At 58.0% G+C, this 25,532-nt stretch carries 25 protein-coding genes and 1 pseudogene; 12 read left to right on the forward strand and 14 right to left on the reverse strand.

All coding sequences use genetic code 11. The annotated features are described in order from the left end of the window. Positions 1 to 95: 95 nt before the first annotated feature. The 4 genes from ACA063_RS28395 to dadA all read right to left on the reverse strand — a co-directional run bounded on the left by ACA063_RS28395 (position 96) and on the right by dadA (position 3,563). A complete protein-coding gene (locus ACA063_RS28395) occupies positions 96 to 644 on the reverse strand; it encodes a cupin domain-containing protein (RefSeq protein WP_064680419.1) in 549 nt (182 codons plus the stop codon). Between the two features lie 126 nt (positions 645 to 770). After that, on the reverse strand, positions 771 to 1,844 hold the full coding sequence (gene alr / locus ACA063_RS28400; protein ID WP_497664190.1) for an alanine racemase: 1,074 nt from the start codon (positions 1,842 to 1,844) through the stop codon (positions 771 to 773). Positions 1,845 to 1,933: 89 nt separating this feature from the next. Next, entirely contained in the window at positions 1,934 to 2,287 is a 354-nt protein-coding gene (locus ACA063_RS28405) for a RidA family protein (protein ID WP_497664191.1), read from the reverse strand. Next, positions 2,259 to 3,563 (reverse strand): D-amino acid dehydrogenase, encoded by a 1,305-nt coding sequence (dadA, locus tag ACA063_RS28410; RefSeq protein ID WP_497664192.1) that lies wholly within the window; start codon positions 3,561 to 3,563, stop codon positions 2,259 to 2,261. The genes ACA063_RS28405 and dadA overlap by 29 nt, the downstream gene beginning before the upstream one ends. A gap of 156 nt (positions 3,564 to 3,719) precedes the next feature. On the opposite strand from dadA, the gene ACA063_RS28415 reads away from it, so the two are divergent. After that, positions 3,720 to 4,208 carry an Lrp/AsnC ligand binding domain-containing protein gene (locus tag ACA063_RS28415; RefSeq protein WP_003177284.1) on the forward strand — a complete coding sequence of 163 codons (489 nt, stop codon included), beginning with the start codon at positions 3,720 to 3,722 and terminating at the stop codon, positions 4,206 to 4,208. Between the two features lie 140 nt (positions 4,209 to 4,348). On the opposite strand, the gene ACA063_RS28420 is transcribed toward ACA063_RS28415, so the two are convergent. After that, positions 4,349 to 4,702 carry a YkgJ family cysteine cluster protein gene (locus tag ACA063_RS28420; RefSeq protein ID WP_007947437.1) on the reverse strand — a complete coding sequence of 118 codons (354 nt, stop codon included), beginning with the start codon at positions 4,700 to 4,702 and terminating at the stop codon, positions 4,349 to 4,351. Positions 4,703 to 4,849: 147 nt separating this feature from the next. On the opposite strand from ACA063_RS28420, the gene ACA063_RS28425 reads away from it, so the two are divergent. Beyond that, positions 4,850 to 6,160 carry an NAD(P)/FAD-dependent oxidoreductase gene (locus tag ACA063_RS28425; protein ID WP_497664193.1) on the forward strand — a complete coding sequence of 437 codons (1,311 nt, stop codon included), beginning with the start codon at positions 4,850 to 4,852 and terminating at the stop codon, positions 6,158 to 6,160. A 131-nt stretch (positions 6,161 to 6,291) separates the two neighbouring features. On the opposite strand, the gene ACA063_RS28430 is transcribed toward ACA063_RS28425, so the two are convergent. Continuing rightward, a complete protein-coding gene (locus ACA063_RS28430; protein WP_497664194.1) occupies positions 6,292 to 6,537 on the reverse strand; it encodes a DUF1127 domain-containing protein in 246 nt (81 codons plus the stop codon). A gap of 179 nt (positions 6,538 to 6,716) precedes the next feature. Here ACA063_RS28430 and ACA063_RS28435 point away from each other — a divergent pair, with 179 nt between their 5' ends. Both ACA063_RS28435 and ACA063_RS28440 read left to right on the forward strand, forming a co-directional pair. Further along, positions 6,717 to 8,150: an aminotransferase-like domain-containing protein gene (locus ACA063_RS28435; protein ID WP_497664195.1), complete on the forward strand. Its 1,434-nt coding sequence runs from the start codon at positions 6,717 to 6,719 to the stop codon at positions 8,148 to 8,150. Positions 8,151 to 8,210: 60 nt separating this feature from the next. Next, on the forward strand, positions 8,211 to 9,779 hold the full coding sequence (locus ACA063_RS28440; protein ID WP_497664196.1) for a phospholipase D family protein: 1,569 nt from the start codon (positions 8,211 to 8,213) through the stop codon (positions 9,777 to 9,779). 147 nt (positions 9,780 to 9,926) lie between these two features. Here the strand turns inward: ACA063_RS28440 and ACA063_RS28445 are convergent, their stop codons facing one another. Continuing rightward, positions 9,927 to 11,069 carry an MFS transporter gene (locus tag ACA063_RS28445; RefSeq protein WP_497664197.1) on the reverse strand — a complete coding sequence of 381 codons (1,143 nt, stop codon included), beginning with the start codon at positions 11,067 to 11,069 and terminating at the stop codon, positions 9,927 to 9,929. Positions 11,070 to 11,332: 263 nt separating this feature from the next. Beyond that, positions 11,333 to 12,826 carry an aldehyde dehydrogenase gene (locus tag ACA063_RS28450; protein ID WP_497664198.1) on the reverse strand — a complete coding sequence of 498 codons (1,494 nt, stop codon included), beginning with the start codon at positions 12,824 to 12,826 and terminating at the stop codon, positions 11,333 to 11,335. A 228-nt stretch (positions 12,827 to 13,054) separates the two neighbouring features. Between ACA063_RS28450 and ACA063_RS28455 the strand changes: the two genes are divergently transcribed. Then, a complete protein-coding gene (locus ACA063_RS28455; RefSeq protein WP_497664199.1) occupies positions 13,055 to 13,417 on the forward strand; it encodes a cupin domain-containing protein in 363 nt (120 codons plus the stop codon). A 193-nt stretch (positions 13,418 to 13,610) separates the two neighbouring features. Next, positions 13,611 to 13,889 carry a peptidase inhibitor gene (locus tag ACA063_RS28460; RefSeq protein ID WP_497664200.1) on the forward strand — a complete coding sequence of 93 codons (279 nt, stop codon included), beginning with the start codon at positions 13,611 to 13,613 and terminating at the stop codon, positions 13,887 to 13,889. 82 nt (positions 13,890 to 13,971) lie between these two features. On the opposite strand, the gene rpmG is transcribed toward ACA063_RS28460, so the two are convergent. Both rpmG and rpmB read right to left on the reverse strand, forming a co-directional pair. Beyond that, positions 13,972 to 14,127, reverse strand: coding sequence for a 50S ribosomal protein L33 (gene rpmG / locus ACA063_RS28465; RefSeq protein ID WP_007894709.1), 156 nt, complete (start codon positions 14,125 to 14,127; stop codon positions 13,972 to 13,974). Between the two features lie 11 nt (positions 14,128 to 14,138). Next, positions 14,139 to 14,372, reverse strand: coding sequence for a 50S ribosomal protein L28 (rpmB, locus tag ACA063_RS28470; protein ID WP_007894701.1), 234 nt, complete (start codon positions 14,370 to 14,372; stop codon positions 14,139 to 14,141). A gap of 446 nt (positions 14,373 to 14,818) precedes the next feature. Here rpmB and ACA063_RS28475 point away from each other — a divergent pair, with 446 nt between their 5' ends. Continuing rightward, on the forward strand, positions 14,819 to 16,405 hold the full coding sequence (locus tag ACA063_RS28475; protein WP_497664201.1) for an ABC transporter substrate-binding protein: 1,587 nt from the start codon (positions 14,819 to 14,821) through the stop codon (positions 16,403 to 16,405). A gap of 66 nt (positions 16,406 to 16,471) precedes the next feature. Here the strand turns inward: ACA063_RS28475 and radC are convergent, their stop codons facing one another. After that, the gene (gene radC / locus ACA063_RS28480) at positions 16,472 to 17,146 is read right to left on the reverse strand and encodes a RadC family protein (protein WP_497664202.1); all 675 of its coding nucleotides are present in this window, start codon (positions 17,144 to 17,146) and stop codon (positions 16,472 to 16,474) included. A gap of 135 nt (positions 17,147 to 17,281) precedes the next feature. Between radC and coaBC the strand changes: the two genes are divergently transcribed. The 4 genes and pseudogenes from coaBC (at position 17,282) to argB (ending at position 21,622) form a co-directional block, all read left to right on the forward strand. Then, complete coding sequence (gene coaBC / locus ACA063_RS28485) at positions 17,282 to 18,490, forward strand: bifunctional phosphopantothenoylcysteine decarboxylase/phosphopantothenate--cysteine ligase CoaBC (RefSeq protein ID WP_497664203.1); 1,209 nt, start codon at positions 17,282 to 17,284, stop codon at positions 18,488 to 18,490. A gap of 5 nt (positions 18,491 to 18,495) precedes the next feature. After that, positions 18,496 to 18,951, forward strand: coding sequence for a dUTP diphosphatase (dut, locus tag ACA063_RS28490; RefSeq protein WP_497664204.1), 456 nt, complete (start codon positions 18,496 to 18,498; stop codon positions 18,949 to 18,951). Between the two features lie 323 nt (positions 18,952 to 19,274). Beyond that, positions 19,275 to 20,678 (forward strand): annotated as a pseudogene (locus ACA063_RS28495) (phosphomannomutase/phosphoglucomutase); the annotation flags it as partial. A gap of 38 nt (positions 20,679 to 20,716) precedes the next feature. Continuing rightward, entirely contained in the window at positions 20,717 to 21,622 is a 906-nt protein-coding gene (gene argB, locus ACA063_RS28500) for an acetylglutamate kinase (protein WP_010465204.1), read from the forward strand. 202 nt (positions 21,623 to 21,824) lie between these two features. Here argB and pyrE read toward each other — a convergent pair whose 3' ends face one another. Continuing rightward, complete coding sequence (gene pyrE / locus ACA063_RS28505) at positions 21,825 to 22,469, reverse strand: orotate phosphoribosyltransferase (RefSeq protein WP_054048446.1); 645 nt, start codon at positions 22,467 to 22,469, stop codon at positions 21,825 to 21,827. An 82-nt stretch (positions 22,470 to 22,551) separates the two neighbouring features. Here pyrE and crc point away from each other — a divergent pair, with 82 nt between their 5' ends. Next, positions 22,552 to 23,331: a catabolite repression control protein Crc gene (gene crc / locus ACA063_RS28510; protein WP_007934608.1), complete on the forward strand. Its 780-nt coding sequence runs from the start codon at positions 22,552 to 22,554 to the stop codon at positions 23,329 to 23,331. 165 nt (positions 23,332 to 23,496) lie between these two features. On the opposite strand, the gene gltS is transcribed toward crc, so the two are convergent. Both gltS and ACA063_RS28520 read right to left on the reverse strand, forming a co-directional pair. Next, entirely contained in the window at positions 23,497 to 24,702 is a 1,206-nt protein-coding gene (gene gltS / locus ACA063_RS28515; protein ID WP_497664205.1) for a sodium/glutamate symporter, read from the reverse strand. 440 nt (positions 24,703 to 25,142) lie between these two features. Further along, positions 25,143 to 25,511, reverse strand: a complete 369-nt coding sequence (locus tag ACA063_RS28520; protein WP_162436655.1) for a DUF4870 domain-containing protein — start codon at positions 25,509 to 25,511, stop codon at positions 25,143 to 25,145. Positions 25,512 to 25,532: the final 21 nt, after the last annotated feature.

Consider the following 25,532-nt stretch of genomic DNA (forward strand, 5'->3'; position numbering starts at 1 on the left):
GTCACACTGAAACAACCCCAAAGTCGAAGGGGTCTTGTCGCACGGCGTTAAAACAGTTCGGGCACCTCGGCGATGCTGGCAGGGCGCCTCTTCTCTTAAAAGTTCGCGGGTGTCGCTGCGCTGATTAGTCGCGCCGGCGCATCGAACGGATTACGGAATCGGTGCGGCTTGGTACTTTCAAAGTAGTAGCTGTCGCCGGCTTCGAGCACAAAAGTTTCAAGCCCGACCACCAGTTCCAGTCGCCCTTCCAGCAAAATTCCGGTTTCCTCGCCCTCATGGGTGAGCATCTCTTCACCGGTATCGGCGCCCGGTGGATAGATTTCATTGAGGAAGGCGATGGCGCGACTCGGGTGGGCCCGGCCGACGAGTTTCATGGTCACTGCGCCATCGGAAATATCGATCAGCTCGTTGGCTTTGTAAACGATCTGAGTCGGTTTTTCCTGCAGGATTTCTTCGGAAAAGAACTCGACCATGGACATGGGAATTCCGCCCAGTACTTTCCTCAGCGAACTGATCGAGGGGCTGACGCTGTTCTTCTCGATCATCGAAATAGTGCTGTTAGTGACGCCCGCACGTTTGGCGAGCTCACGCTGGGAAAGGCCTTTGAGCTTTCGGATGGATTGCAGTCGTTCACCGACGTCCAAGCTTGCGCCTCCAGAATTCAGGTTGTTGAAATATTGAGCGTTATCATGGCGACAGCGTTCAGTATTTACAACACTTGGTCCTGATTCCGGTTCGACGACGTAATTCCTGGCAGGCCTATTGGCGCTTTAAACCCCGGAATAGAGCTTCGGCACTCGGCGCAGGTTGCAGAAAATCTGGTAAGGGATAGTGTCGGCGGCTGCGGCGACTTCACTGGCGAGGATGTTTTTCCCCCACAACTCGACAGTCGAACCCAGCCCGGCTTGCGGCACATCGGTCAAATCGATGCACAGCATGTCCATCGATACCCTTCCAATCAGTTGGCTGCGCTGCCCGGCAACCATAACCGGCGTGCCGGTTGGCGCCTGACGTGGATAACCATCGGCATAACCCATGGCAACCACGCCCACACGCATCGGTTTCGGCGTGATGAATTTGGCGCCGTAACCAATCGGTTCGCCAGCGGGAAGCTCACGTACGCAGATCACCTTGGATTCGAGCGTCATGACCGGTTGCAAGCGCGAAGCTACGGTGTTGGCTTCTTCGAACGGCGTCGCTCCGTAGAGCATGATGCCCGGGCGCACCCAATCGCTTGGCACCTGAGGCCAACCCATCACCGCTGGCGAGTTACGCAAGCTGACTTCAGCCGACAACCCTTTGCGCGCTGCTTCAAATACAGCAACCTGGTCAGCGCTGCTTTGATCGTGCAACTCATCGGCACGAGCGAAGTGGCTCATCAGGACAATCTTCGCAACCTTGCCACTGGCCAGCAGTCGTTGATACGCCGCTTGATAATCCGCCGGATGCAGGCCGACCCGGTGCATGCCTGAATCAAGCTTGAGCCAGACGGTGATGGGCTTGCCCAGTGCTGCTTTTTCGATGGCTTCGAGCTGCCACAACGAATGCACGACACACCAGAAATCATGCTCGACGATCAACGCCAGCTCATCAGCCTCGAAAAAACCTTCCAGCAGCAACACCGGGGCACGAATACCCGCAGCACGCAGTTCGAGCGCTTCTTCGATACAGGCCACGGCAAACCCGTCCGCCTCGGCCTCCAACGCCTGGGCACAACGCACTGCGCCATGACCGTAGGCATCTGCCTTAATTACGGCAAGGGCCTTGGCCCCGGTGATTTCGCGGGCAATCTGGTAATTGTGACGCAGGGCTTGAAGGTCGATCAGGGCACGGGCAGGTCGCATGGCGGCAGACTTCTGGTCGGTCAATGGAATAAAAAACCGGCGCTGGCTGACGGAGTGAACCGCCAGTAGCACCGGGAGAGGGATCTTGCTTATGGCAGAGCGGCTACAACCGAGAGCTCAACCAGAATTTGCGGATTGCACAACTTCGACTCGACGGTGGCACGGGCCGGCGCAACGCCTTTTGGCAGCCACTTGTCCCACACCGCATTCATGCCCTGGAAGTGCGCATCAATGTCTTTCAGGTAAATCGTCACCGACAGCAGGTGGCTCTTGTCGGTCCCGGCCAGATCCAGCAAACGCTCGATGTTGGCGAGTATTTCACGGGTTTGCTGTTCAATCCCGGCGTTTAAATCGTCGCCGACCTGCCCCGCCAGATACACGGTGCCGTTATGAGCGACGATCTGACTCATGCGCTCATTGGTGAGCTGGCGCTGGATTGCCATGTTTTGCGGACTCCTGAATTTTTTTGCCGTAACGGGAAATATCGAGGCCTTCGGCGCTGATCTGCGGCGTTTTCTTTGCCATCAGGTCGGCCAACAAGCGACCGGAACCACACGCCATGGTCCAGCCAAGCGTACCGTGACCGGTGTTCAAGAACAGATTGCTGAACGGTGTGGCCCCTACGATTGGGGTTCCGTCCGGCGTGGTTGGACGCAGGCCGGTCCAGAAGCTCGCCTGGGTCAGATCACCGCCCTGAGGATAGAGGTCGTTGACGATCATCTCCAGGGTTTCGCGTCGACGCGGGTTCAGCGACAGGTCAAAACCGGCTATCTCAGCCATGCCGCCCACACGGATGCGGTTATCGAAACGGGTGATCGCGACCTTGTAGGTCTCGTCGAGAATGGTCGAGGTCGGGGCCATCGCCGGGTTGGTGATCGGCACGGTCAGGGAGTAACCCTTGAGCGGATACACCGGGGCCTTGATGCCCAGCGGCTTGAGCAGTTGCGGCGAGTAGCTGCCGAGGGCCAGCACATAGCGGTCAGCCGTTTCCAGTTTGCCGTCGATCCACACGCCGTTGATGCGATCACCGGCGTAGTCGAGCTTCTGGATGTCCTGGCCAAAGCGGAATTCCACACCCAGTTTCACGGCCATTTCAGCCAGGCGAGTGGTGAAGATCTGGCAGTCGCCGGTCTGGTCATTTGGCAGGCGCAGTGCACCGGCGAGGATGTCGGTGACGCTGGCCAGGGCCGGTTCAACCCGAGCAATACCGGCGCGGTCGAGCAATTCGAACGGCACGCCGGACTCTTTCAACACGGCGATGTCTTTTGCGGCGCCATCGAGCTGGGCCTGGGTGCGGAACAGTTGGGTCGTACCGAGGCTGCGGCCTTCGTAGGCGATGCCGGTTTCGGCGCGCAATTCGTCGAGGCAGTCACGGCTGTACTCGGACAGGCGGACCATGCGCTCCTTGTTCACCGCGTAACGGCTGGCGGTGCAGTTGCGCAGCATTTGCGCCATCCACAGGTACTGATCGATGTCGGCAGTGGCTTTGATCGCCAGCGGTGCGTGACGCTCCAGCAGCCACTTGATGGCCTTGAGCGGAACGCCCGGTGCGGCCCACGGCGAGGCATAACCTGGCGATACCTGCCCGGCGTTGGCGAAACTGGTCTCCATCGCAGCGGCCGGCTGACGGTCCACCACCACCACTTCAAACCCGGCACGGGCCAGATAATAAGCACTGGCTGTACCGATGACGCCGCTACCCAAGACCATAACGCGCATTTTCATATCCCTCATCGCGGTTTACCGCTGACGTTTGTTGTATTCAGCATTGATGTGCGCAGTGTAAAAAAGTTTAGGCAGTGCATTTCACTATATAAGTGCCTATATTTGGCGACAATTCTCGGCAAAAACCCTTTTCACGGAGGCGCATCCCCTATGCGTACCAACACTCAGACCAAACGTGAGCTGGACAAGATAGACCGCAACATCCTGCGGATCCTGCAAGCGGACGGACGCATCTCGTTTACGGAGCTTGGGGAAAAGGTCGGGCTCTCGACCACGCCCTGTACCGAGCGGGTCCGGCGGCTGGAGCGCGAAGGGATCATCATGGGCTATAACGCCCGGCTCAATCCGCAACACCTCAAGGGGAGTCTTCTGGTGTTCGTCGAGATCAGCCTCGACTACAAATCCGGCGATACTTTCGAAGAGTTCCGGCGTGCGGTGCTGAAGCTGCCCCACGTATTGGAATGCCACCTGGTGTCAGGGGATTTCGACTATCTGGTGAAGGCACGAATTTCCGAAATGGCTTCGTACCGCAAATTGCTGGGCGACATCCTGCTCAAACTGCCGCATGTGCGCGAGTCCAAGAGCTATATCGTGATGGAAGAGGTGAAGGAGAGCTTGAGCTTGCCGATTCCGGACTGAGACGTTGTGGTGTCTGTTCAGACCCCATCGCTAGCAGGCTAGCTCCCACGGTTGATCTGCAGCGGACACACATCCCGGGCATGACACAGATCCAGTGTGGGAGCTAGCCTGCTAGCGATTACAGGCGACTCGGTCTTCCCTCAGACAAGGACCTGCCGGGTCGACGCCATGTATTCATGGATCTGCTTCTCGACCCGCGGATGAATCAGCTCAACTGGCCCGCGTCCATTGGGGCATGGCAAAGTTTTGGTCGTACCAAACAGTCGGCAAATCAACGGACGCTCGTCATACACCGTGCAGCCATTCGGGCCCAGGTGCACACAGTTGAGCTCATCCATCGCGGCATCCTGCTCCGCACGGGTCTTGCGCGGCAGACGGGACATTTCTTCCGGCGAAGTAGTCACCGGACCGCAGCAATCATGGCAGCCGGGCACGCACTCGAAAGAGGGTATCTGCTGTCGCAGGGTGCGGATTTTCTGACTGTTGCAGCTCATCGAAGCGATGACCGATTGCGAAATAGAGCGCAATTCTGACGCAAAAGCCCTGATCCAGACAGCAGCAACCGACCAGTGTTGCCCGTGCTTGAAGGTCCGGCTTATGCTCCGTCAAATTTTCCAAACACAAGAATCAGGAACACGCACATGAATGCCCGTGCCCAGCAACCTGCTCCTGGCCAGCACACGGCCTCTTACTACGCCGCCAGCAGCCTGCCTCAGCCTGATCTACCGATGCTCGAAGGCGAAGTGGTCACCGATGTGTGCGTGGTCGGGGGCGGGTTTTCCGGGTTGAACACCGCGCTGGAACTGGCTGATCGGGGCTTCAGCGTGGTGCTGCTTGAAGCCCGCAAGATTGGCTGGGGTGCCAGCGGACGCAACGGCGGGCAGTTGATTCGCGGCGTCGGCCATGGCCTCGATCAATTCGCCAATGTGATCGGCGCGGACGGCGTGCGCCTGATGAAGCTCATGGGGCTGGAGGCCGTGGAAATCGTCCGTCAACGCGTCGAGCGCTTCCAGATTCCGTGTGACCTGACCTGGGGCTATTGCGATCTGGCGAACAAGCCAGGTGATCTGGAAGGTTTCGCTGAAGACGCCGCAGAACTGCGCAGCCTCGGCTATCGCTACGAAACCCGTCTGCTGCAAGCCAATGAAATGCACTCGGTGGTAGGGTCGGACCGCTACGTCGGCGGCCTGATCGACATGGGCTCCGGGCACTTGCATCCACTCAACCTGGCACTTGGCGAAGCGGCGGCCGCACAGCAACTCGGAGTGAAGCTGTTCGAGCAATCAACGGTGACGCGCATCGACTACGGCACAGAGGTGAAGGTTCATACCGCCCACGGTTCGGTACGCGCCAAAACGCTGGTGCTGGGCTGCAATGCCTACCTCAATGATTTGAATCCCGATCTCAGCGGCAAAGTGCTGCCCGCCGGCAGCTACATCATTGCCACCGAACCCTTGAGCGAAGAACAGGCCCATGCGCTGCTGCCGCAAAACATGGCGGTGTGTGATCAGCGGGTGGCGCTGGATTACTACCGCCTCTCGGCAGACCGACGCTTGCTGTTTGGCGGCGCCTGCCACTATTCAGGACGCGATCCGAACGACATCGCCGCGTACATGCGACCGAAGATGCTCGAGGTGTTTCCACAATTGGGCGGTGTGAAGATCGATTTTCAGTGGGGCGGCATGATCGGCATCGGCGCCAACCGTCTCCCGCAGATCGGCCGGCTCAAGGATCAGCCGAATGTGTATTACGCCCAGGCTTACTCGGGACATGGGGTGAATGCCACGCACCTGGCGGGCAAGTTGTTGGCTGAGGCGATCAGCGGGCAGCAGGGTGGAGGGTTCGATCTGTTTGCCAAAGTGCCGCATATCACGTTCCCGGGCGGCAAGCATTTGCGCTCGCCGTTGTTGGCGTTGGGAATGTTGTGGCATCGACTTAAAGAGTTGGTTTGACCCCCAAATCCAAGGATCAAAGACGCCCAATGTAGGAGCTGCCGCAGGCTGCGATCTTTTGATGTTGCTTTTAAGATCAACATCAAAAGATCGCAGCCTGCGGCAGCTCCTACAGGGGACCGCGTGTCATATCACAGGTGCCAGAACGGCTTAAGCCCCTCCTCCCGCGCCTGCTCCCGACTCAGCCCGACATCCTTCAACTGCTCCGGCGTCAAGTCCAGCAACGCCTTGCGCGTGTGCAGACGATGCCAGAACAAGTTCCAGCGACCCAGGCACGAAGGCGCATTGCGCATCATCGCCTCACGCGTGCCATTCTTTTGCCCTGCCGCCAGTTCCTGACTGTGTAACGTCAGCCGCACATCGCTCAAGCCGTTCATTTTGATTGCTCCTGTTTACTTGGGTAGCCAGAGCTTTCATGATGCGCGGGAGGCAAAAAGCAATACAGATTCAGCAACACTGTATTAACTCCATACAGATTCCACGTATTACCGTCTGAATCCAATATTTTCGACCCATCTGTACTGGTTAACCGAATCACCCACACCGAGACTGCGCCATGACCCTTTACGTCAACCTCGCCGAATTGCTCGGCACGCGTATTGAACAGGGCTTCTATCGCCCCGGTGACCGGCTGCCATCGGTGCGGGCCTTGAGTGTCGAGCACGGCGTGAGCCTGAGCACGGTTCAGCAAGCCTATCGGGTGCTGGAAGACAGCGGATTGGCAATGCCGAAACCCAAATCCGGCTACTTCGTTCCGGTCAGTCGTGATCTGCCTGAGCTGCCGGCGATTGGCCGCCCCGCTCAGCGGCCGGTGGATATTTCTCAGTGGGATCAGGTGCTGGAACTCATTCGCGCAGTACCGCGCAAGGATGTGGTGCAACTGGGCCGGGGCATGCCCGATATCACCACCCCGACCATGAAACCCTTGCTGCGCAGCCTCGCCAGAATCAGCCGTCGGCAGGACATGCCCGGCCTGTACTACGACAACATTCACGGCACCCTCGAATTGCGCGAGCAGATTGCACGCCTGATGCTCGACTCCGGCTGTCAGTTAACTGCCGCCGAGCTGGTTGTGACAACCGGTTGCCACGAAGCCCTGTCCACCAGCATTCGGGCGATTTGCGAGCCGGGTGACATCGTGGCGGTGGATTCGCCGAGCTTTCATGGCGCCATGCAAACCCTCAAAGGGCTGGGCATGAAGGCCCTGGAAATCCCCACGGATCCGCTCACCGGGATCAGCCTCGATGCGCTCGAACTGGCATTGGAACAATGGCCGATCAAGGTCATACAGCTGACCCCCAACTGCAACAACCCGCTGGGCTACATCATGCCGGAGTCACGCAAACGGGCGTTGTTGACGCTCGCACAGCGTTTCGACGTGGCGATTATCGAGGACGATGTGTATGGCGAACTGGCCTACACCTATCCACGACCGCGCACGATCAAATCCTTCGACGAAGACGGCCGCGTCCTGCTGTGCAGTTCGTTTTCCAAAACCCTGGCGCCCGGATTGCGCATCGGCTGGGTGGCGCCGGGCCGTTATCTGGAACGCGTGCTGCACATGAAATACATCAGCACCGGTTCCACGGCTCCGCAGCCGCAGATCGCGATAGCAGAATTCCTCAAGGCAGGACACTTCGAGCCGCATTTGCGGCGGATGCGTACACAATATCAACGCAATCGCGACTTGATGATTGACTGGGTCACACGCTACTTCCCGGCCGGTACTCGCGCCAGTCGGCCCCAGGGCAGCTTCATGCTCTGGGTCGAATTGCCGGAAGGGTTCGACACCCTGAAACTGAATCGCGCGTTGCACGATGAAGGCGTACAGATCGCCGTCGGCAGCATTTTTTCCGCCTCGGGCAAATACCGCAATTGCCTGCGGATGAACTACGCTGCCAAACCGACACCCCTGATCGAAGAAGCTGTTCGCAAGGTGGGCGCGGCGGCCATCAAGCTGCTGGCAGAAACTGACGGCAACAACGACTGACCTTTATCCGGAAACCAGCGTCCATATGCCGACCCCAGCCGCCAAACGGAACGATCCTACGTGAGAGCCAGACAGCCCCTGCTCGCTTTTTTGCTATTCGCCTTGCTCCTGAGCGGCTGTGCCAGCTTCGATGTTCAACGCGAACCGAGCCAGGCGCTACCCGCCAGCGATTCGTCATTTGGTCGTTCAATCCAGGCTCAGGCCGCGCCCTACGAAGGGAAGTCGGGCTTTCGCTTGCTAACCAATAGCAGCGAAGCCTTCATGGCCCGCGCCGAGCTGATCCGCAATGCCCAGAGCAGTCTTGATCTGCAGTACTACATCGTTCATGACGGCATCAGCACCCGCATGCTGGTGGAGGAATTGTTGAAGGCGGCCGACCGTGGCGTGCGGGTGAGAATCCTGCTCGACGACACCACCAGCGATGGTCTGGACTGGACTATAGCCACGTTGGCGGCGCATCCACACATCCAGATCCGCCTGTTCAATCCGCTGCACTTGGGCCGCTCAACGGGTGTTACACGGGCGATGGGCCGACTGCTCAACTTGTCGCAGCAACACCGGCGTATGCACAACAAATTGTGGCTGGCGGACAACAGCGTGGCCATCGTTGGCGGCCGCAATCTGGGGGACGAGTATTTCGACGCCAAGCCCAATCTGAATTTCACCGACATCGACATGCTCAGCGTTGGCCCGGTTGCCGAGCAGCTCGGTCACAGCTTCGATCAATACTGGAACAGCGCGCTGAGCAAACCCATCGACGCATTCCTGTCCAGTAAACCGACGCAAAAAGACCTGCAAGATACCCGGACGCAACTGGAAGCATCGCTGCAAGAGACCCGCAAGCAGAACCATGCGCTGTATCAGCAACTGATGACTTACACCACTCATCCGCGCCTGGATATCTGGCGCCGGGAGCTGATCTGGGCCTGGAACCAGGCATTGTGGGACGCACCGAGCAAGGTCCTGGCCAAGGGGGACCCCGACCCGCATCTGCTGCTGACCACTCAGTTGGCACCCGAGCTCAGGGGTGTGAGCAAAGAGCTGATCATGATTTCGGCTTACTTCGTTCCGGGCCAGCCAGGATTGGTGTACCTGACCGGCCGCGCCGATGCCGGCGTCTCGGTGAGCCTGCTGACCAACTCACTGGAGGCCACTGACGTACCGGCGGTGCATGGCGGTTATGCGCCTTATCGCAAGGCACTGCTGGAGCACGGCGTGAAGCTGTATGAATTGCGCCGCCAACCTGGCGAAGGTGGCGGCAGCGGACCGCATATTTTCTACAGCAAATCCTATCGGGGCTCTGATTCCAGCCTGCACAGCAAGGCGATGATTTTCGATCAGCAGAAATCCTTTATCGGCTCGTTCAACTTCGATCCGCGCTCGGTGCTGTGGAACACCGAAGTCGGCGTGTTGGTGGACAGCCCCGAACTCGCCGCGCATGTACGCAAATCAGCACTGGAAGGGATGGCGCCGCCCCTGAGTTATCAGGTGAAACTGGTCGATGATCGTCTCGTCTGGGTGACAGAAGATGATGGCAAGATGCACGTCCTGACCAAGGAACCGGGCAGTATGTGGCGCCGCTTCAACGCGTGGTTCAGTACGGCAGTCGGCTTGGAACGGATGTTGTAGCAACCGGAGCAGACGCTGATTCCTGTAGCAGCTGGCGAAGCTGTGGCGAGGGGATTTATCCCCGCTGGGTCGCGCAGCGGCCCCGATATCTTTACGACTGCTGCGCAGCCGAACGGGGATAAATCCCCTCGCCACACTGCTACAGGTTCAGGCGGGCTGTACGGCGCCAAATGCACCTTGTCGCAACAGTAGAATCACTAATCCGAACGCCCCCGCCGCCATTAACAACGGCAGCGCGTGGCCGCTGATCCACTGGCTGCCCGCACCCGCGGCCAGTGGCCCGATCAGGCAACCGATCCCCCACAATTGCGCGATATGGGCGTTAGCGCGGACCAGCGCATCATCACGATAGCGTTCACCGATGAGAATCAGCGACAAGGTGAACAGACCGCCCGCACTGGCACCAAACAGTACCCATAACGGCCAGATCAGCAGCGTATCGATCAACAGTGGAATCGCCAGACTGGACACCAACAGAATCACCGCACAACCGGTGAACAACGTGCGCCTCGACAAACGATCCGCCAGCGCGCCAATGGGCAACTGCAACAGGGCATCGCCGACTACCACGGTGCTGACCATCGCCAGGGCGATTTCGGTGGTGAACCCCTGACGCAGGCAATATACCGGCAACAAGGTCAGGATCATCGCTTCGAACGCCGCGAACAGCGAGACCGCCCAGGCGATCGCCGGTAGTCCGCGACAGAAGCCGAGCAAATCCTTGAAGGTCACACTGCACGCTTCGCTGGTGGGCGCCCCGCTACGGCCCAGCAACAAGAACGGTGCTGCCGTCAGCAAGCCGACGCCGACCCAGAAACCATAATCGTGATCAGTCCCCACGGCGCCCAGCAACAACGGTCCTGCCAACTGACTTAACGCGTAGGCGCTGCCATAGAGCGCGACCAGGCGTCCACGCCATTGCTCGACCACGAGCTGGTTGATCCAGCTTTCGCCGAGGATGAACACGAGGGTCAGGATCACCCCGATCATCAGCCGCAGCACCAGCCAGACGGGATAGGTGGGCAATATCGCCAGCAAGCCGATGGATAGCGCACCGGCCCAAAGGCAAATACGCATCAGATTGGCGGTGCCAAGACGCGCCGCCAGATGGCTGGAAATTTTCGCACCCAGCAATACGCCAATCGCTGGCATCGCCGCCATGACACCGATCGCAAACGAGCCGTAACCCCAGCTTTCCAGGCGAAACGACACCAACGGCATACTGACGCCCAAGGCCAGACCAACACTCAAGACAGACGCCAATACGGCGAAATACGTCGCCCAACGCATGCTCCACGCTCCTGTGGATATTATTTCTTCAGACTGCACAAAACACTGTGGGAGCGAGCCTTTGTGGCGAGGGGATTTATCCCCGCCAGGTCGCACAGCGGCCGCAAAACCTGCAACAACGCAGTATCAAACACACCGCGTGCACTGGTCTTGCGACTGCTTTGCAGCCGAACGGGGATAAATCCCCTCACCACAAAAGCTCGCTCCCACAAGGGATCTGTGTCGTTTGGGAGAACTGTTCTTAACAGGCCTCCCTCACTGACTTACAACTTGATCCAGGTCGCCTTCAGCTCGGTGTATTTGTCGAAGGCGTGCAGCGATTTGTCGCGGCCGTTGCCCGACTGCTTGAAGCCACCGAACGGCGCGGTCATGTCGCCGCCATCGTATTGGTTGACCCAGACGCTACCGGCGCGCAGTGCCTTGGCGGTCAGGTGAGCCTTGGAAATATCGGCAGTCCACACTGCAGCGGCCAAACCGTACGGCGTGTCGTTGGCAATCTGGACCGCTTCTTCAGCGCTATCAAAGGTGATAACCGACAGTACCGGGCCGAAAATCTCTTCCTGGGCGATCTTCATCGCATTGCTGACGCCGTCGAAAATCGTCGGTTCAACGTAGGTGCCACCAGTTTCCTGCAGAATGCGCTTGCCACCGGCCACCAGTTTGGCGCCATCGGCATGACCGGATTCGATATAGGACAGCACGGTGTTCATTTGCTGGGTATCCACCAGCGCGCCAACGTTGGTCGCTGGGTCCAGAGGATTGCCCGGCTTCCAGGTTTTCAGTGCCTCGATCACCAGCGGCAGGAATTTATCCTTGATCGAACGCTCGACCAACAGACGGGAACCGGCGGTGCAAACCTCACCCTGGTTGAAGGCGATGGCGCCGGCAGCCGATTCGGCGGCCGCTTGCAGGTCCGGGGCATCGGCAAACACGATGTTCGGGCTCTTGCCGCCGGCTTCCAGCCAGACGCGCTTCATGTTCGATTCGCCGGAGTAGATCAACAGTTGCTTGGCAATCTTGGTCGAACCGGTGAATACCAGCGTGTCGACATCGTTATGCAGGGCCAGGGCCTTGCCGACGGTGTGACCATAGCCCGGCAGGACGTTCAGCACGCCTTTCGGGATACCGGCTTCAACGGCCAGCGCAGCGATGCGGATGGCAGTCAGAGGGGATTTTTCGGACGGTTTGAGGATCACCGAGTTACCGGTGGACAGCGCCGGGCCGAGTTTCCAGCACGCCATCATCAAAGGGAAGTTCCACGGCACGATCGCGCCAACGACACCGACCGGCTCGCGGGTGACCAGACCCAACTGATCATGCGGAGTAGCGGCAACTTCGTCGTAGATTTTGTCGATGGCTTCACCGCTCCAGCTCAGGGCTTGCGCCGCGCCTGGAACGTCGATGTACAGGGAGTCGCTGATGGGCTTGCCCATGTCCAGCGTTTCAAGCAGGGCCAACTCTTCGGCGTGCTGTTTCAACAGGCCGGCAAAACGAATCATGGTGGCTTTGCGTTTGGTCGGCGCCAGGCGCGACCAGACGCCGGAATTGAACGTGGCGCGGGCGTTTTCAACAGCGCGCTGGGCATCGGCGGCTTCACAGCTGGCGATCTTGCCCAGCAGACGTCCATCGACCGGGCTGATGCACTCGAAGGTTTCGGCGGAGACAGCATCGGTGTATTCGCCATTGATGTAGGCGCGGCCTTCGATCTTCAGATCGCGAGCACGTTGTTCCCAATCGGCACGAGTCAGGGTGGTCATACGAGTGTCCTCCTCTTGTTGAATACGAGCGCCCAGCGTTCTTCGCAGACGCTCACAGGAATTCTGCCCGGCCAGCCAGCGTGTTCGGCCAAAGGCAACCGCCACCCTAAACCAGCGACAGGTCAAGTTTCAATATATTTGACATAAGGCCGGCAAACGGCCTTGCGATGTTCATTTTAATAAACATAGACTTTGCGCTTTCCAACGCAATCACTGGGGATTACAACAATGAGCATCCAGGACATCGTCGATTTCAGCCAAGCCAACACTCAGCCTGATCGTTACCGGCCAGACCCGGCAAAAATCCTCAAGGGCGACCCCGAGCAAGCGGTGTATAACCACTACAACAGCCCCTGTGGTCAGCTGAACGCGGGGGTTTGGGAAGGCGCGATCGGCCAGTGGCACGTGAACTTCACCGAACATGAGTACTGCGAAATCGTTCAGGGTGTTTCAGTGTTGCGCGACAACGATGGCAACAGCAAAACGGTGCGTGCGGGTGATCGTTTTGTCATTCCGGCCGGATTCCGCGGCACCTGGGAAGTGCTGGAGCCCTGCCGCAAGATCTATGTGGCGTTTGAACCAAAAGCCTGACACCAGCCCCGCTATCCCGAAAAGCCCGTCCATCGCGACGGGCTTTTTTCGTCAACCTGTCGTGTGAATCCGGACCGGCCTGCGTCGAGTGGCATACATAGTTACTGCACTCGGTTACGGACCATACCGGATGCTGTTTCAGCTACTGGCACCAGTAGTCAGAACCTCATTATTCACAGGGAAGCGAATTAACATGAGCACATTATTCAATACGAGCCTGCTGGCTGGATTCACCTTTGCAGCGAGCCTGACTTCGGTTCAGGCCGATACGTCACCGCAGCAATGCAATACACGGTGGGCGCAAGAAGACCTGGTCGGCCAGTACCTCACTCAGCAAAACAAGGAGAAGGCCCGCGTGGATTCGCGCGCGGCCAGTGTCGTGGTCAATCGTAATACTCCGGAATTCGAGCCCACCCGCTTACGAATTTTCACCGATATCAACGGCATGGTCATCCGGATGTACTGCGGCTGATTCGGCGTAATACCGGAAAACTGGCAACAAAAAAGGCCCGTATCTCGCGATACGGGCCTTTTCCGTAAGAGAGAAAAATCAATTACTTGATTTTGCCTTCTTTGTAGATCACGTGCTTGCGAACAACCGGATCAAATTTCTTGATCTCGATTTTGTCCGGAGTAGTGCGCTTGTTCTTGTCGGTAGTGTAGAAGTGACCAGTACCGGCGCTCGAAATCAAACGAATCAATTCACGCATGATTAGCTCCCTTAGATCTTGCCAGCTTTGCGGATTTCGGCCAGCACGACAGTGATGCCACGCTTGTCGATGATACGCATGCCTTTGGCAGATACGCGCAGACGCACGAAACGTTTCTCTTCTTCAACCCAGAAGCGGTGATGCTGCAGGTTCGGCAGGAAACGACGACGGGTTTTGTTATTTGCGTGGGAAATGTTATTCCCAGTCACCGGACCCTTACCGGTAACTTGACATACTCTCGACATGCCTCAGCCCTCTAAAACCACATGCCCAACCCGGCATGGGTTGGCCGCTTAATCTCTCAGTCATTTGGCGCCAGGCGCCGCGTTTCTTTAGAGGTCTTACCGGCTACACCTCCAGGTGAAGGAACCGGGCCCCTAGAAAAGAGCGCTGCTTTATACCAGAAAGACCACAGAGCAACAACATTCTGTGTGCGTTGAGTTGATAAAAACCCCATTTTTCGGGCGGTGAGCGCTTTGGATAAAGGCTGTGACCGATATCGACCGCTCGTCGCAGAGAATCGGCCAATGGGCCAATTTCAGATTTTCTCGATCTGTGCACACGGAAATCAGTCGCACATAGTCCCCCCAAAATGAAAAAGGGGATAGTCATTTGCAAAAGAGCCATCTAGGGTAAGCCTTTTCCAGACTGCACTTGCAGATGGGCCTTCGATCTGTAAAGGAATCCGACCATGCGCCTCGCTGCCCTACCCCTGTTACTCGCCCCGCTTCTGCTCAGCCCGCAGGCAATGGCCGCAGCCCTGAGCGTCTGCACCGAGGCCAGCCCTGAAGGGTTTGACGTGGTTCAGTACAACTCGCTGACCACCACCAACGCTTCCGCTGATGTGTTGATGAACCGGCTGGTGGACTTCGATACAGCCAGCGGCAAAGTCGTCGCCAGCCTGGCGGACAGCTGGGAAGTCACACCCGACGGTCTGACCTACGTCTTCAAATTGCACCCCAATGTGAAATTCCATCGAACGGACTACTTCACCCCTACCCGCGACCTGACCGCAGAGGACGTGAAGTTCAGCTTCGACCGCATGCTCGACCCGGCCAACCCGTGGCACAAAGTTGCCCAGAGCGGCTTCCCGCATGCTCAGTCGATGCAGCTGCCTGCGCTGATCAAGAAGATCGATGCGCTGGACCCACTGACGGTGCGCTTCACGCTTGACCACCCTGACTCGACCTTTCTGCCGACCTTGAGCATGGGCTTCGCTTCGATCTATCCGGCCGAATACGCCGACAAGCTGATGAAGGCCGGCACCCCGGAAAAGCTCAACAGTCAGCCGGTCGGCACCGGTCCGTTCATTTTCACGCGCTTTCAGAAAGATGCGTCGATTCGCTACAAGGCCAATCCGGACTACTTCGGTGGCAAGCCTGCGGTGGACCCGCTGATCTTCGCCATTACTCCGGATGCCAACGTGCGCCTGCAGAAACTGCGTCGTAACGAATGCCAGATCGCCCTGTCGCCCAAGCCTCTGGACGTGCAGGCCGCGCTGAAAGAGCCGACACTGAAAGTAGAAAAGACTGACGCGTTCATGACCGCGTTCGTGGCCATCAACAGCCAGCACCCCCCGCTGGACAAGCCGGAAGTACGCCAGGCTATCAACCTGGCCTTCGATAAGGCTAACTACATCAAAGCGGTGTTCGAAGACACTGCCGAGCCTGCCAGCGGGCCTTACCCGCCCAACACCTGGAGCTACGCCAAAGGCTTGCCCGGCTACGCTCACGACGCTGAAAAAGCCCGCTCCCTGATGGCCAAGGCAGGTCTCAAGGACGGTTTCCAGACCACGATCTGGACCCGCCCTTCCGGCAGCTTGCTTAACCCGAACCCAAGTCTCGGCGCGCAAATGCTGCAATCCGACCTGGCTCAAATCGGCATTCAGGCCGAGATCCGCGTGATCGAATGGGGTGAAGTGATCCGCCGCGCCAAAGCGGGCGAACATGACCTGCTGTTCATGGGCTGGGCTGGCGACAACGGTGACCCCGATAACTTCCTCACCCCGCAGTTTTCCTGCGCCGCGGTCAAGTCGGGCACCAACTTCGCGCGCTACTGCAACCAGGATCTGGACAAGCTGATCAGCGCCGGCAAGACCACCGGGGAGCAAGGTGTGCGCACCAAGCTCTACGAGCAGGCTCAGGCGCAGATCCAGCAACAAGCGCTATGGCTGCCGCTGGCGCACCCCACCGCATTCGCCCTGATGCGCAAGCAAGTCGAGGGATACGCTGTCAGCCCGTTTGGTCGCCAGGACTACTCGAAGGTCAACCTGAAGTAATCCACTTCGAGATTACCTGTGGGAGAGAGCGCGCTCCCTCCTACAGGAATCTCATTTTCGCCACAGTCACATCCAGCCGTACTCGGCCATGGACAGCGGGTCGCCGTCACCGACGATGAAGTGGTCAAGAACCCGCACATCAACCAGCAGCAATGCCTCTTGCAGGCGTTTGGTCAATCTACGGTCCGCCTGGCTGGGAGTGGCGTTGCCTGAGGGGTGGTTGTGGCAGAGGATCAGTGCCGCGGCATTGTTGGCCAGCGCACGCTTGACCACCTGCCGGGGATGGACGCTGGTGTTGTCGATGGAGCCGTGAAACAGCGCTTCAAAGGTCAGCACCTGATGCCTGGAGTCCAGAAACAGACAACCGAACACCTCATGCTGCTCATGGCGCAGCAAGGCTTTGAGGTAATCACGAACAGCTTGAGGATTCTCCAGCGCCGATTTGTTGCGCAAACGCTCGGCCATGTGCCGTCGACCCATTTCCTGAACCGCTTGCAGCTGTGCGAACTTGGCGGGACCGAGCCCCAACTCCCTGCTGAACGTCGGCTGATCCGCCTCCAGCAACGCACGCAGGCTGCCAAACTTGCTCAGCAAGTGACGCGCAACGTCCACTGCGCTCCTGCCAGACACACCGGTCCGTAGAAAAATTGCCAACAACTCTGCGTCTGAAAGGCTCGCCGAGCCCTGTTCAAGAAGCTTTTCCCGCGGTCGCTCGGCCGCCGGCCAATCGCGAATACTCATAGCACCTCCCTGTCTGTGGGCGCCGCTGTTCCATAGCGGTCGCTGTGATATCTTAGCCCATCTTTTTTGCAGGCGAATTCATCCCTGGGGAGGGGGTTTCGCCATGCAGTCACCAACGAATTGAAAGGCAGACCTATGCAGCGGCTGTATCGGAAACGCATTGTTCTGGGCGTCGGCGGCGGCATCGCTGCCTACAAGAGCGCTGAGCTGGTTCGCCGACTGATCGACCAGGGCGCCGAAGTGCGCGTGGTCATGACCCGTGGTGGCAGCGAATTCATCACGCCGCTGACCATGCAGGCGTTGTCCGGCCACCCGGTCCATCTGGACCTGCTGGACCCGGCAGCCGAAGCCGCAATGGGCCACATCGAGCTGGCGAAATGGGCCGATCTGGTGTTGATCGCCCCCGCTACCGCAGACCTGATCGCCCGCTTGGCACAGGGGATTGCCGACGACCTGCTGACCACGCTGGTGCTGGCCACTGATGCTGTTGTTGCCGTGGCGCCCGCCATGAATCAAGCCATGTGGCGCGACCCGGCAACCCAATCGAACCTGCAGACCCTCGAAAGTCGTGACCTGAAAGTCTTCGGCCCAGCCTCCGGCAGCCAGGCTTGCGGCGATGTCGGCATGGGGCGCATGCTCGAAGCCAACGATCTCGCCCAGTGCGCGGCGGACTGCTTCCAGCGTCAGGCGTTGACCGGCAAGCACGTGCTGATCACGGCCGGTCCAACCCAGGAAAACATTGATCCGGTTCGCTACATCACCAACCACAGCTCGGGAAAAATGGGCTTTGCCCTGGCCGAAGCAGCGGTTGAAGCGGGTGCCCGAGTGACCCTGATTACGGGCCCGGTCCACCTGCCAACGCCGGATCGCGTGACGCGAATCGATGTGGTCAGCGCCCGCGACATGCTCGCTGCCTGCGAAGCCGCAATCCCGTGCGATCTGTTTATTGCCTCCGCCGCAGTTGCCGACTACCGCCCGGAAGTCGTCGCGCCACAGAAACTCAAGAAAGATCCTACGAGCGGCGACGGCTTGTTGCTACAAATGGTGCGTAACCCGGACATCCTGGCCACCATCGCTACCCGTCCCGACCGTCCGTTCAGTGTCGGTTTCGCTGCCGAAACCGAACACCTGCTCGATTACGCCGCACGCAAGCTGAAAGACAAGAATCTCGATTTGATCGTCGCCAACGACGTCGCCAACCCGAGTATTGGCTTCAACAGCGAAGAAAACGCTTGCAGCGTGATCGACCGTGAACTACACGCCACACTTTTCGCCCAGACCAGCAAGAGCAAGATTGCCCGCCAGCTGATCACTTTTATCGCCGAACGTCTGAACCAGGTTTAATTTACATGCACGCTTTGCAAGCCAAGATCCTCGACCCACGCATCGGCAGCGAATTCCCGCTGCCACAGTACGCCACCCCAGGCTCCGCCGGCCTGGACCTGCGCGCCATGCTGGAAAAAGACACCGTCATCAAACCAGGTGAAACGTTGCTGATCCCGACCGGACTGTCGGTGTACATCGGCGATCCTGGCCTCGCCGCATTGATTCTGCCGCGCTCGGGCCTGGGTCATAAGCACGGTATCGTGCTGGGCAACCTGGTTGGCCTGATCGACTCCGACTACCAGGGCCCGTTGATGGTGTCCTGCTGGAACCGCGGCCAGACCGACTTCAATATGGTTGTAGGCGAACGTCTGGCTCAGCTGGTTCTGGTGCCAGTGGTGCAGGCGCATTTCGAGATGGTCGACGAGTTCGTCGAGACCGAGCGCGGCGCGGGTGGTTTCGGGCATTCAGGCAGCCATTGATCTGATAGATGCCTCACCTGTGGCGAGGGGACTTGCGCCTGTTGGATTCAAAGCGCTCACAAAACTTGTGATGACTTACAGGATTTTGGGGCCGCTACGCAGCCCAGCGGGAGCAAGCTCCCTCGCCACCTATTGCAAGAGTGTCATCTGCAGGATTTAACACTGGAAATCAAGGCAATGGACGGCCAAATGCTCAGCAAAACTGGCGTCATGGCCTTTTCGCACCACGAACTCTCCGCGGAAAACGCCGTCATACCCTTCAGTTTGAGACTGCCGGCGAGCTCTTCGCCGGCAAGCCCAATCACTTTCAAGATGGAGCATTTCCAGTAATGAGCAACCCAGCCCAAGTCCCACCCAAGTTCCCCGACAGCATTTTCCGCGCCTATGACATTCGCGGCACCGTCCCGGAATTCTTGAATGCTGAGACCGCTTATTGGCTCGGTCGCGCCATTGGCTCCCAGAGCCTGGCACAGGATGAACCGAATGTTTCCGTCGGCCGTGACGGTCGCCTGTCAGGCCCCGAGCTGGTCGAACAACTGATTAAAGGCCTGGCCGACAGCGGTTGCCACGTCAGCGACGTCGGCCTGGTGCCAACGCCTGCGCTGTACTACGCCGCCAATGTCCTCGCCGGTAAATCCGGTGTAATGCTGACCGGTAGCCATAACCCAGCGAACTACAACGGTTTCAAGATCGTTATCGCTGGCGACACCTTGGCCAACGAACAAATTCAGGCCCTGCACGAACGCCTCAAGACCAATAACTTGAGCCGCGGCAAGGGCAGCATCACCAAGGTCGAGATTCTCGATCGCTACAACACTGAAATCGTTCAGGACGTCAAACTCGCTCGCCGCCTCAAAGTCGTCGTTGACTGTGGCAATGGCGCCGCTGGCGTGATCGCTCCACAACTGATCGAAGCGCTGAACTGCGAAGTCATTCCGCTGTTCTGCGAAGTCGACGGCAACTTCCCGAACCATCACCCGGACCCGGGCAAACCCGAAAACCTTGTCGACCTGATCGCCAAGGTCAAGGAAACTAACGCTGACCTGGGCCTGGCGTTCGACGGTGACGGTGACCGTGTGGGCGTCGTGACCAACACCGGCAGCATCGTCTACCCGGACCGCTTGCTGATGCTCTTCGCCCGCGACGTCGTGGCGCGCAACCCGGATGCAGAAATCATCTTCGACGTTAAGTGCACCCGTCGCCTGACGCCACTGATCAAGGAATATGGCGGTCGCCCGCTGATGTGGAAGACCGGTCACTCGTTGATCAAAAAGAAAATGAAACAAACCGGTGCCCTGTTGGCCGGCGAAATGAGCGGCCATATCTTCTTCAAGGAACGCTGGTTCGGTTTCGACGACGGCATTTACAGCGCCGCGCGGCTGCTGGAGATCCTCAGCAAAGAAAAATCCACCGCGGAAGAGCTGTTTGCGACCTTCCCGGATGATATTTCTACGCCAGAAATCAATATCCATGTGACCGAAGAGAGCAAATTCAGCATCATTGATGCTCTGCACGATGCGACGTGGGGCGAAGGCGCTGACCTGACCACCATTGACGGCGTGCGAGTCGACTACGCCAAAGGCTGGGGCCTGGTTCGCGCGTCCAACACCACACCGGTGCTGGTACTGCGTTTCGAGGCCGATGACGAGGCTGAACTGCAGCGCATCAAGGATGTATTCAAAGTCCAGTTGAAGCGTGTTGCACCTGATCTCCAACTACCGTTTTGATTTAACGAAGCGCCTTTATTGAAGTGCCGGAGCCCTGAATGACCCTCGAACGCGAAGCCGCCGCCAACACCGCCAAGGTCCTGTCCGAAGCGCTGCCTTACATTCGCCGCTATGTCGGCAAGACGCTGGTGATCAAATACGGCGGCAACGCGATGGAAAGCGAGGAGCTGAAAACCGGCTTCGCCCGCGACATCGTCCTGATGAAAGCCGTGGGTATCAACCCGGTGGTGGTTCACGGCGGCGGCCCGCAAATTGGCGACCTGCTCAAGCGACTGTCGATCGAGAGCCACTTCATCGATGGCATGCGTGTCACGGACGCGCAGACCATGGACGTGGTGGAAATGGTCCTGGGTGGCCAGGTGAACAAGGACATCGTCAACCTGATCAACCGTCATGGCGGCAGCGCCATCGGCCTGACCGGTAAAGATGCCGAGTTGATTCGCGCGAAAAAGCTCACCGTCACGCGCCAGACGCCGGAGATGACCCAACCGGAAATCATCGACATCGGCCAGGTCGGCGAAGTGGTCGGGATCAACACCGACCTGCTGAACCTGCTGGTCAAAGGTGATTTCATTCCGGTGATCGCGCCGATTGGCGTCGGCGCCAATGGTGAGTCGTACAACATCAATGCCGACCTGGTAGCCGGCAAAGTTGCCGAAGCATTGAAGGCTGAAAAGCTGATGCTGCTGACCAACATCGCCGGCCTGATGGACAAATCGGGCACCGTCTTGACGGGCCTGACCACTCAGCAGGTCGACGAACTGATCGCCGACGGCACCATTTACGGCGGGATGCTGCCGAAGATCCGTTGCGCGCTGGAAGCGGTACAGGGCGGCGTGGGCAGCTCGTTGATCATTGACGGGCGCGTGCCGAACGCGATTCTGCTGGAAATCTTCACCGATACCGGTGTGGGTACGCTGATCAGCAACCGCAAGCGTCACTAAGCACTGGATGTAAAAAGACCCCGCTCAGCCTGGCTGAGCGGGGTCTTTTTTGCCCGCGATTCCTGCGGAGAACCCATCTATTTGTGGCGAGGGAGCTTGCTCCAGCCAGGCTGCGCAGCAGCCTCAAGATCTTGTGAGCGCTGCGCACTCAAGCGGGAGCAAGCTCCCTCGCCACACAGGCCTCCAAACAAGGGGATCGCGTTTAGACGCCGAACTGGGCGCGGTAGGCTTCAACCGCCGGCAGGTGTTGCTTGAGCTGCGGATCGTCCGCCAGGAACTCGAGCACCTGATTCAGGGAAACAATGCTGATGACCGGGATACCGAAATCACGCTCCACTTCCTGGATCGCCGACAGCTCGCCGTTGCCGCGCTCTTGACGGTTCAGGGCGATCAGCACGCCTGCCGCCTTGGCGCCGTCCTGGGAAGCGATGATCTGCATCACTTCACGGATCGCGGTGCCGGCGGTGATTACGTCGTCGATGATCAACACATCGCCAGTCAATGGCGCGCCGACCAGGCTGCCGCCTTCGCCGTGGGCCTTGGCCTCTTTGCGATTGAAGCACCATGGCAAGTCACGCTCATGGTGCTCAGCCAGGGCTACCGCAGTAGTCGCGGCCAACGGTATGCCTTTGTAGGCCGGGCCGAACAGCACGTCGAAGGAAATACCGCTCTCGACGATGGCTGCCGCATAGAAACGACCCAGTTGCGCCAGCGCCGAACCCGAGTTGAACAAGCCGGCATTGAAGAAGTAAGGACTGGTGCGCCCGGACTTCAGGGTGAACTCACCGAAGCGCAAAACGCCGCGATCGATGGCAAAACGAATGAAATCGCGCTGATACGCTTGCATGAAAAAAACCCCAAATACCACGGATTTAGCTAATTAGGTTGACGCCGTGTATCATACACGCACGCGATTTTTGGGGCCATTTATGCGGATCATCAGTGTGAACGTCAATGGTATTCAGGCTGCAGTGGAGCGAGGTTTGCTCAGTTGGCTGCAAGCACAGAATGCCGACGTCATCTGCCTGCAGGACACCCGCGCCTCCGCCTTTGAACTGGACGATCCAGCCTTCCAACTGGATGGCTACTTCCTTTATGCCTGCGAAGCCGAAGTTCCCGCCCAGGGTGGCGTGGCTTTGTATTCGCGGTTGCAACCGAAGGCTGTCATCAGCGGTCTCGGCTTCGAGACGGCCGACCGCTACGGGCGCTACCTGCAAGCCGATTTCGATAAGGTCAGCATCGCGACCTTGCTGCTTCCTTCGGGGCAGAACGGCGATGAAGACTTGAACCAGAAGTTCAAGCTAATGGACGATTTCGCCCGTTATCTGGATAAACAGCGACGCAAACGTCGCGAGTACATTTACTGTGGCTCGCTGTATGTTGCGCAACAGAAGCTGGATATCAAGAACTGGCGCGACAGCCAGCAGTCTCCGGGTTTCCTGGCACCTGAACGTGCATGGATGGACGAGATTGTCGGCAACATGGGCTATGTTGATGCCTTGCGCGAAGTCAGTCGTGAAGGCGATCAGTACAGCTGGTGGCCGGACAACGAACAGGCTGAAATGCTTAACCTCGGTTGGCGTTTCGACTACCAGTTGCTGACGCCAGGTCTGCGCCGCTTCGTACGCAGCGCACGTTTGCCACGTCAGCCACGGTTCTCGCAACACGCACCGCTGATCGTCGACTATGACTGGACGCTGACTATCTAAGCATCGTTTCGAAGGCAAGAACCGGCGTTACTCAGATTGCGTGAACACTCAGCAACCTGTTTGCCAGACGAAAAAATGCCCGTATCACATGATACGGGCATTTTTTTTAAGCTTTTTTGCGATGGAGGCTCGACCCTTTCAAAACAAGGTCACGTGGCATGAGCCTCAACCCGCGGCAAAAAACGGCAACGCCAAGTACAACTTGATCACGATCACATTAATGATGTCGATGAAGAACGCACCCACCATCGGCACCACCAGGAACGCAATTTGCGAAGGTCCATAGCGCTGTGTCACTGCCTGCATGTTAGCAATGGCCGTTGGCGTCGCGCCCAGCCCAAAACCACAGTGCCCCGCTGCCAGCACGGCCGCATCATAGTTCCTGCCCATTACCCTGAACGTCACGAAAATCGCAAACAGTGCCATGACCAAAGTCTGCGCAGCCAGGATCAGAAAGATCGGCAAAGCCAGTGCGGCCAGATCCCACAGCTTGAGTGACATCAAAGCGATAGCGAGGAAAAGTGACAAGCTGACATTCCCCAGCACAGACACTTCACGCTCAAACACCTGATACAGACCCAGTGCTGAAAGACCATTTCGTAGCAGGACTCCCACGAACAAAACGCAAACGAAGGTCGGCAGTTCAAACGCAGTTCCGTGCAGCAGGCCATTCAAGAGATTACCCGCCAGCAAGCTGACGGCGATCAGAGCAAGGGTCTCGATGAACGAGAAGGGTGTGATCGAGCGCTCTTTGTTGGGCTGCTCAAAGCCTTTTGGACACCGAGGCTTTCCGTGTTCGAGACCAGGTGTTTGAACACGCTTGAGGAGCAGGCGAGCAACCGGACCACCAATCAAACCACCCAGCACCAAACCGAACGTTGCAGAAGCCATCGCCAGCTCAGAGGCAGATGCCAGGCCGTACTTCTCGCTGAAAGTCGAACTCCATGCAGCACCGGTACCGTGCCCACCCGCCAACGTCACTGATCCGGTCAACAGCCCCATCAATGGATCAAGCCCTAACAGGGTGGCGAGCCCGATGCCCATGGCGTTCTGGACCACCAAGAGCCCCGTGACTGCCAGTACGAAAATCCCTACTACACGCCCGCCTTTCTTCAGGCTGGCGAAGTCTGCGCTCAAGCCAATGGTGGCAAAAAACGCCAACATCAAGGGCGTCTGCAGCGATGTATCGAAACGGACCTCAAATTCAATGGTTCGTAGAATCAAGAGAACCAAAGCGACCACCAGCCCGCCGGCTACAGGCTCGGGAATATTGTAGGCGCGTAAAAATCCGACACGAGTAACAAGTCCTCTCCCCAGCAAAAGTACTAAAGAGGCGGCCACAAGTGTTCCGTAAAAATCGAGTTCAATCATTGGGAAATTCTTACATGCACATTCAGAGGCGAACTTTTTACCTGGGCACGCCTGTTGAACTGGTTGAGACGTATCAACACGGGTTGATTTTAGATTCAGGGACCGTCAATGGTGTGAACAAGGCGTAATACCGCTGATAAATATTACGTCGAGCAACTTTATCAATCGCCCAGTCTCATTGCCAAGCCTAAGGGGAGACCTGCGGGCCGTAGTTGTGACTAAAAGTGTAAGAACAACGAAAACAGCTTTAATATGAGGAATTAACGGTAATGCCTTGTAAGACTAATCCGCAAACACTTGCGATAGCCGAATACCGTCAATGGCAATTGCTGCAATTGACTGAGGAATTTTATTTGATTTCAAAAAAACAAATGCCCCGTAAAATCCGGGGCATTCGTTTGAAAAGCTGATGAACCGTGCTTCACCAGTACACGACTTCGTTACTTGATCAATCGCCATGTAAAGGGATAACGATAAGGCACTCCTTCATTGGCTTTGACGCCCGCAATGATCGTCAACACCAATGCGCCAATCGCCACCAGACCCAACATGAAGAACCCGATAATCACCACCATGAGCAGGAAGCAAATGGCTGAAGCAATGGCGACAGTGATCTGAAAGTTCAGCGCTTCCTTGCCCTGTGCATCGACGAACGGGTCCATCTCGCGCTTCATCTGCCAGAGAATCAGCGGGCCGATCAGCGTACCGAATGGAATCCAGATCCCCAGCAGGGCCGAGAGATGACAAAACATCGCCCACTGCCGAACCTCTTTGCTCGGGATGGGAAGTAGCTGTTGCTCGTCACTCATGGCGTTCTCCTTGCTGGAGCG

It is taken from the genome of Pseudomonas sp. LBUM1643 (genome assembly GCF_059716215.1).

Coding starts and splice junctions, on each gene's coding strand:
- alr (WP_497664190.1), bottom strand. CDS start 1,844: ATGCGACCTGCCCGTGCCCTGATCGACCTTCAAGCCCTGCGTCACAAT.
- ACA063_RS28405 (WP_497664191.1), bottom strand. CDS start 2,287: ATGGCAATCCAGCGCCAGCTCACCAATGAGCGCATGAGTCAGATCGTC.
- dadA (WP_497664192.1), bottom strand. CDS start 3,563: ATGCGCGTTATGGTCTTGGGTAGCGGCGTCATCGGTACAGCCAGTGCT.
- ACA063_RS28415 (WP_003177284.1), top strand. CDS start 3,720: ATGCGTACCAACACTCAGACCAAACGTGAGCTGGACAAGATAGACCGC.
- ACA063_RS28420 (WP_007947437.1), bottom strand. CDS start 4,702: ATGAGCTGCAACAGTCAGAAAATCCGCACCCTGCGACAGCAGATACCC.
- ACA063_RS28425 (WP_497664193.1), top strand. CDS start 4,850: ATGAATGCCCGTGCCCAGCAACCTGCTCCTGGCCAGCACACGGCCTCT.
- ACA063_RS28430 (WP_497664194.1), bottom strand. CDS start 6,537: ATGAACGGCTTGAGCGATGTGCGGCTGACGTTACACAGTCAGGAACTG.
- ACA063_RS28435 (WP_497664195.1), top strand. CDS start 6,717: ATGACCCTTTACGTCAACCTCGCCGAATTGCTCGGCACGCGTATTGAA.
- ACA063_RS28445 (WP_497664197.1), bottom strand. CDS start 11,069: ATGCGTTGGGCGACGTATTTCGCCGTATTGGCGTCTGTCTTGAGTGTT.
- ACA063_RS28450 (WP_497664198.1), bottom strand. CDS start 12,826: ATGACCACCCTGACTCGTGCCGATTGGGAACAACGTGCTCGCGATCTG.
- ACA063_RS28455 (WP_497664199.1), top strand. CDS start 13,055: ATGAGCATCCAGGACATCGTCGATTTCAGCCAAGCCAACACTCAGCCT.
- ACA063_RS28460 (WP_497664200.1), top strand. CDS start 13,611: ATGAGCACATTATTCAATACGAGCCTGCTGGCTGGATTCACCTTTGCA.
- rpmG (WP_007894709.1), bottom strand. CDS start 14,127: ATGCGTGAATTGATTCGTTTGATTTCGAGCGCCGGTACTGGTCACTTC.
- rpmB (WP_007894701.1), bottom strand. CDS start 14,372: ATGTCGAGAGTATGTCAAGTTACCGGTAAGGGTCCGGTGACTGGGAAT.
- ACA063_RS28475 (WP_497664201.1), top strand. CDS start 14,819: ATGCGCCTCGCTGCCCTACCCCTGTTACTCGCCCCGCTTCTGCTCAGC.
- radC (WP_497664202.1), bottom strand. CDS start 17,146: ATGAGTATTCGCGATTGGCCGGCGGCCGAGCGACCGCGGGAAAAGCTT.
- coaBC (WP_497664203.1), top strand. CDS start 17,282: ATGCAGCGGCTGTATCGGAAACGCATTGTTCTGGGCGTCGGCGGCGGC.
- dut (WP_497664204.1), top strand. CDS start 18,496: ATGCACGCTTTGCAAGCCAAGATCCTCGACCCACGCATCGGCAGCGAA.
- argB (WP_010465204.1), top strand. CDS start 20,717: ATGACCCTCGAACGCGAAGCCGCCGCCAACACCGCCAAGGTCCTGTCC.
- pyrE (WP_054048446.1), bottom strand. CDS start 22,469: ATGCAAGCGTATCAGCGCGATTTCATTCGTTTTGCCATCGATCGCGGC.
- crc (WP_007934608.1), top strand. CDS start 22,552: ATGCGGATCATCAGTGTGAACGTCAATGGTATTCAGGCTGCAGTGGAG.
- gltS (WP_497664205.1), bottom strand. CDS start 24,702: ATGATTGAACTCGATTTTTACGGAACACTTGTGGCCGCCTCTTTAGTA.
- ACA063_RS28520 (WP_162436655.1), bottom strand. CDS start 25,511: ATGAGTGACGAGCAACAGCTACTTCCCATCCCGAGCAAAGAGGTTCGG.